Source organism: Lacisediminimonas sp. (assembly GCF_030645335.1).
In the GTDB taxonomy this organism is placed as follows: domain Bacteria; phylum Pseudomonadota; class Gammaproteobacteria; order Burkholderiales; family Burkholderiaceae_D; genus Lacisediminimonas.
Window position 1 is genome coordinate 1 of record NZ_JAUSNH010000025.1, and the last position, 5,963, is coordinate 5,963.

At 63.5% G+C, this 5,963-nt stretch carries 8 protein-coding genes; all 8 read left to right on the plus strand.

Annotated elements, in window-relative coordinates; all coding sequences use genetic code 11:
• Nucleotides 1-321, plus strand: a 321-nt coding sequence (locus Q7T64_RS01895; RefSeq protein WP_304790247.1) for a YebC/PmpR family DNA-binding transcriptional regulator, incomplete at its 5' end; no start/stop codon positions are given.
• An 84-nt stretch (nt 322-405) separates the two neighbouring features.
• The gene (gene purD / locus Q7T64_RS01900; RefSeq protein ID WP_304790250.1) at nt 406-1,677 is read left to right on the plus strand and encodes a phosphoribosylamine--glycine ligase; all 1,272 of its coding nucleotides are present in this window, start codon (nt 406-408) and stop codon (nt 1,675-1,677) included.
• Between the two features lie 22 nt (nt 1,678-1,699).
• Entirely contained in the window at nt 1,700-2,626 is a 927-nt protein-coding gene (hemF, locus tag Q7T64_RS01905) for an oxygen-dependent coproporphyrinogen oxidase (RefSeq protein ID WP_304790254.1), read from the plus strand.
• Nucleotides 2,614-3,279, plus strand: coding sequence for a nicotinate-nucleotide adenylyltransferase (gene nadD, locus Q7T64_RS01910; protein ID WP_370653238.1), 666 nt, complete (start codon nt 2,614-2,616; stop codon nt 3,277-3,279). Before hemF ends, nadD begins: the two co-directional genes overlap by 13 nt.
• Nucleotides 3,279-4,070, plus strand: coding sequence for a ribosome silencing factor (gene rsfS, locus Q7T64_RS01915; protein ID WP_304790257.1), 792 nt, complete (start codon nt 3,279-3,281; stop codon nt 4,068-4,070). The genes nadD and rsfS overlap by 1 nt, the downstream gene beginning before the upstream one ends.
• A 35-nt stretch (nt 4,071-4,105) precedes the next feature.
• Nucleotides 4,106-4,582, plus strand: coding sequence for a 23S rRNA (pseudouridine(1915)-N(3))-methyltransferase RlmH (gene rlmH, locus Q7T64_RS01920; protein ID WP_304790260.1), 477 nt, complete (start codon nt 4,106-4,108; stop codon nt 4,580-4,582).
• 10 nt (nt 4,583-4,592) lie between these two features.
• Complete coding sequence (locus tag Q7T64_RS01925; RefSeq protein WP_304790263.1) at nt 4,593-5,213, plus strand: nucleoside triphosphate pyrophosphatase; 621 nt, start codon at nt 4,593-4,595, stop codon at nt 5,211-5,213.
• Nucleotides 5,210-5,963: ribonuclease E/G (locus Q7T64_RS01930; RefSeq protein WP_304790265.1), on the plus strand; the 754-nt coding region annotated here is incomplete at its 3' end. The genes Q7T64_RS01925 and Q7T64_RS01930, both read left to right, overlap by 4 nt.

A 5,963-nucleotide genomic window follows, 5' to 3' on the forward strand; every position in this document is an offset into this window, starting at 1 on the left:
CATTGCGGGCAGTTGCTGTTTGCGCCCGGCACCGATGAAGACGCGCTGATGGAAGCCGCGCTCGAAGCCGGCGCCGACGACGTGATCACCGACGACGAAGGCGGCATCGAAGTGCTGTGCGGCCCGCACGACCTCACCACCATCCGCGAAAAGCTGGAAAAGGCAGGGTTCAAGCCGGAAGTGGCTGAAGTGACGATGAAGCCGTCCACCGAGACCGTTTTTGCCGGCGAGGACGCGCTCAAGATGCAAAAGCTGCTCGACGCCCTGGAAAACCTGGACGACGTGCAAGAGGTGTTCACCAACGCGATCATTGAAGACTGATCTCCTGCGCTGCGCTTGGTCCTGAGCTTTCCCGACTTTTCCATTCCCGGCCCGCGACCGGCTTTACCCAAACATCCGCATTCCATGAAAATTCTTGTCGTAGGATCAGGTGGCCGCGAGCATGCACTGGCCTGGAAACTGGCCCAGTCGGAGCGCATCCAGATGGTGTATGTCGCGCCCGGCAATGGCGGCACCGAGCAGGACCAGCGCCTGCGCAACGTGCCCATTACCGACCCCAAATGGCTGGCGCAGTTTGCCCAGAAAGAACATATCGGCCTGACCGTGGTCGGGCCGGAAGTGCCGCTGGCAGCGGGCATCGTCAATATCTTCCGCGAACAGGGCCTGAAGATTTTCGGGCCGACCCGGGAAGCCGCCCAACTGGAAAGCTCCAAGGACTTTGCCAAGTCCTTCATGCAGCGCCACAACATACCCACCGCCCGCTCCCGGACATTTTCGGACGTCGCTGCGGCCCACGACTACGTGCAGCAGCAAGGTGCGCCGATCGTGATCAAGGCCGACGGCCTGGCCGCCGGCAAGGGCGTGGTGGTGGCCATGTCGCTGGACGAAGCGCATGCCGCGGTCGACATGATGCTGTCGGACAACCGGCTGGGCGACGCCGGCGCACGCGTCGTGATCGAAGAATTCCTGGCCGGCGAGGAAGCCAGCTTCATCGTCATGGTGGATGGCAAGAATATCCTGCCGCTGGCCACCAGCCAGGATCACAAGCGCCTGCAGGATCATGACGAAGGCCCGAATACGGGCGGCATGGGCGCCTATTCGCCGGCGCCGATCGTCACGCCAGCGCTGCATGCGCGCGTGATGCGCGAAATCATTGTGCCGACCGTGCAGGGCATGGCAAAGGACGGCATACCATTCACCGGCTTCCTGTATGCAGGCCTGATGATCGACAGCCAGGGCAATCCGCGCACGCTGGAATTCAATTGCCGCATGGGCGACCCGGAAACGCAGCCGATCATGGCGCGCCTGAAGACCGATCTCGTGGGCGTGATGGAACATGCCGTCAACGGCACGCTGGACGCGGTCGAGCTGCAATGGGATCGGCGCACCGCATTGGGCGTGGTGATGGCGGCGGCCGGTTATCCGGACGCACCGCGCAAGGGCGATGTGATCACCGGCATTCCGACCGAGACGGCCGATTGCGTCACCTTCCATGCCGGCACCGCCATCAAGGACGGTGCACTGGTCGTCACCGGCGGCCGGGTGCTGTGCGTGGTGGGCCTGGGCGACACCGTGCGCATGGCGCAAAAGGTCGCCTACGAGGCAGCCGACCAGATCCATTTCGATGGCGCGCAGTTCCGCCGGGACATCGGCTGGCGGGCCTTGAAGCGGCTGTAGCCAACAATCCCACATTGATTCCATGCCCGACACCGTGACGCCAGCGCCGCCCTTGCAACTTGCCGTTAAAGACTATCTGCTCTGCTTGCAGGCCAGCATCGTGGCCGCGCTCGAAGCGGTGGACGGCAAGCCATTCATTCGCGACACCTGGGAGCGCCCGGACGGCGGCGGCGGCATTTCACGCCTGCTGGAGGACAGCACGGTGCTGGAGCGCGGCGGCGTCGGCTTCTCCCATGTGATGGGCAAAAACTTGCCGCCCTCGGCCGCAGCCAACCGCCCGGAACTCGCCGGCCGCAACTGGGAAGCGATGGGCGTGTCGCTGGTGCTGCATCCGCGCAATCCTTACGCACCGACGGTGCACATGAACGTGCGCTTTTTCATCGCCACGGCAGAAGGCCAGCTGCCGGTCTGGTGGTTCGGCGGCGGCATGGACTTGACGCCGTACTACGGCTTTGAAGAGGATGCGCGTCATTTCCATCGCACTTGCCAGGCTGCGCTGGCGCCATTCGGCGAGGACCTGCACCCGCGCTTCAAACAGTGGTGCGACGACTATTTTTACCTGAAGCACCGCCAGGAAGCACGCGGCGTCGGCGGCATCTTCTTCGATGATTTCAATGCTCCGGGTTTCGATGCCAGCTTCGCGATGATGCAAAGCGTGGGCGACCACTTCCTGCCGGCCTACCTGCCGCTGCTGGAGAAACGCATCGGCATGCCGTATGGCGAGCGTGAACGCGACTTCCAGGCCTACCGGCGCGGGCGCTATGTCGAGTTCAACCTGGTGTTCGACCGTGGCACCTTGTTCGGCCTGCAGTCGGGCGGGCGCACCGAATCCATCCTGATGTCGCTGCCGCCGATCGTCAAATGGCGCTACAACTGGCAACCGGAACCGGGCACGCCCGAAGCATTGCTGTACACTGATTTCCTTCCACACCGGGATTGGCTGACGTGAATACGCGCCCCGTCGTGCTGCTGATGGGTGGCAGCTTCGATCCGGTGCACCAGGGACATGTTGCGGTTGCGGGCCATTTCAGCAGGCTGCTGGCGCCGGATTCATTGCGGCTGCTACCGGCCGGCGACCCGTGGCAGAAGCCGCCGTTAAAGGCATCTGCGGCAGACCGGGTCGCGATGTTGCGGCTGGCTTTCGATGGCCTGCCGGTACCGGTCGTGATCGACGAACAGGAAATACGGCGCGGCGGCGGCAGCTATACGGTAGATACATTGCGCTCGCTGCGCGCCGAACTCGGCAACGAGGCATCGCTGGCATGGATTATCGGCGCCGACCAACTGGCGCAATTCAATACTTGGCACGACTGGCGTTCATTGTTCGACCTGGCGCATTTTTGCGTCGCTGCACGGCCCGGCTACGCAATGGATCAAGCGCATCTGCCGCCAGAAGTGGCAACAGCGTTTTCGCAGCGGATGGGAACGGCAGCGCAATTGCGGGATTGCGCGCAAGGCGTGGCGTTATTTGCATCGAATCTTTCGTTCGACATGTCATCTACTGAAGTGCGTGCCGCACTGGCGCGTGGCGAGCTCCCGGCGCAGTCCTTGCCCCCCACGGTGCTAGACTATATTAAACAACATCACATTTATCGAATCTAATGGACATCAAAAAACTGCAAGCCCTCGTCGTTGACGCCCTGGAAGATGTCAAGGCGCAAGATATCGTCCTGTTCGACACGACCCACCTGACTTCCCTGTTCGATTCGCTGGCCGTGGCGTCGGGCACCTCCAACCGCCAGACCAAGGCATTGGCAGCCTCCGTGCGCGACAAGGTCAAGGAAGCCGGCGGACAAGTCATCGGCGTGGAAGGCCAGGATACCGGCGAATGGGTGCTGGTCGACTTGGGCGACATGATCGTCCACATCATGCAGCCTGCGATCCGCGCCTATTACCGGCTCGAAGAGATCTGGGGCGACAAGCCGGTCAAGCTGTCCGACGTCAAGCGCCGCTCGCGCGGGCCGGTCAAGGCCGTAGCCAGCGCCAGCAGCGAGGCCGACAAGCCAGCGCGCCGCCGTCATATCGTCGGCGTGGGCGAAACGGGTGCTGAAGTCCCCGCGGCCGCAGCAAAACGACCGACCAAAGCCAGCGCAGGCGAGACTGCCAGCCCACGCGCTGCGAGCAAGACGCCGGCCAAGGCTGGAGCCAAGCCTGCCGCCCGCAAGACCGCCAGCAAGACCGCCGCAAAAGCTGCGCCGAAGACCGGCGTAAAGTCCGCCGCCGGCAAGACTGCAGCCAAGTCCGCATCCAAAACCGCCGGCAAGACCGCAGCCAAGCCAACCACGGCACGCAAGACCGCTGCCAAGACCCCGGTCGGCAAGACTGTCAAAGTGTCGCCGGGCAAGACGGCTACTGCCGGCAAGGCGCCGGCACGCCGCACTGCCGAGCGCTGATCGCGGCCCGTCCTGCTGCTGACGGCGGGCCCTGAATGCAACTGGTGATCGCCGCCGTCGGCCACAAGATGCCAGCGTGGATCGAATCGGGTTTCCAGGAGTATGCCAAGCGCATGCCGGCGCAATGCCGGATCGTGCTGCGTGAAATCAAGCCGGTCGACCGCTCCGGCAGCAGGAGTGCGGAAGCCGTGATGGCCCTGGAGCGCGAGCGCATCGAGGCGGTGGTGCCCAAAGGCTCACGCATCGTCGCGCTCGACGAGCATGGTCGCGACCTGACCACACTGCAACTGGCCGACAAGCTCAAAGAGTGGCAGCAGCAACGCGGCGATGTTACATTCGTCATCGGTGGTGCAGACGGCCTGGATGCCGGATTCAAGCAGCGCGCCGACCTGCTGCTGCGCGTGTCGAGCCTGACTTTGCCGCATGGCATGGTGCGCGTGCTGCTCGCCGAACAGCTCTATCGCGCCTGGTCCATCACCGAAAACCATCCCTACCACCGCCCCACACTCTGAACCAGCACGGATGAAACCCGCCGACCAGAAGATCTACCTGGCATCGAAAAGCCCGCGTCGCCGCGAATTATTGCGCCAGGTCGGCGTGGAATTCCAGTTACTGATGCTGCGCGAAAGCCCGGAACGCGGCCCCGACATCAGCGAGGCAGTGATCCCCGGCGAAGCCGCGATCGACTATGTGATCCGCGTGACGCGCGAAAAGCTGGCCCTCGCCGAGAAGGCGATGTACTGGCGCCGCCTGCCGGTGCGGCCGATCCTGACGGCCGATACCACGGTGACCATCGACGATACGATCCTTGGCAAGCCGGCCAATCGCGACGAAGCGATTGCCATGATGAGGCTGCTGTCCGGCCGCACACACCAGGTGATGACGAGCGTTGCAGTCCGGACCACGGACGACATGTGGCAGTCCACCAACGTGTCGTCCGTGACCTTCGCCACGCTGACTGAACAACAGATACGCAACTACTGCGCGCTGGCTGAACCCTACGACAAGGCCGGCGGCTACGGCATCCAGGGACAGGCTGCAGCCTTCATTGCGGAAATCAGCGGCAGCTATTCCGGCATCATGGGATTGCCGCTGCATGAGACGGCACAACTACTCGAACAGGCCGGCATCCGCATCCTATGACTGAAGATATCCTGATCAACGTCACACCGCAGGAAACCCGGGTCGCACTGATCCTGCAGGGCGCCGTGCAGGAACTGCATGTGGAGCGGACCGCATCGCGCGGCCGCGCCGGCAACGTCTATCTTGGCCGCGTGGTGCGGGTATTGCCCGGCATGCAATCCGCGTTCATCGACATTGGCCTGGAGCGCGCCGCCTTCCTGCACGTGGCCGACATCTGGGAGGCGCGTGCGCGCGATGGCACCAATGCCCCGCTGCAAGCGATCGAAAAGCTGTTGTTCGACGGCCAGAACGTGCTGGTGCAAGTGATCAAGGACCCGATCGGCACCAAGGGTGCGCGCCTGTCGACGCAAATTTCCATCGCCGGCCGCATGCTGGTCTACCTGCCGCAAGACCCGCACATCGGCATTTCGCAGCGCATTGAAAACGAAGCCGACCGCGACGCCCTGCGCCAGCGCATGCAACGGCTGCTACCCACCGACGAGCGCGGCGGCTTCATCGTGCGCACGATGGCCGAAGACAGTTCCGAGCATGACCTGTCGATGGATATCGACTATCTGCGCAAGACCTGGGCCACGGTGACGCAGCAAGCCAAGAGCCGGCCATCGCCCGCCCTGCTGTACCAGGACCTGAGCCTGGCGCAGCGGGTGCTGCGCGACTTCGTGCATGACGAGACCACGACCATCCAGGTCGATTCGCGCGAGAACTTCCAGAAGCTGCATGAGTTCGCCACCATCTACACGCCATCGGTGC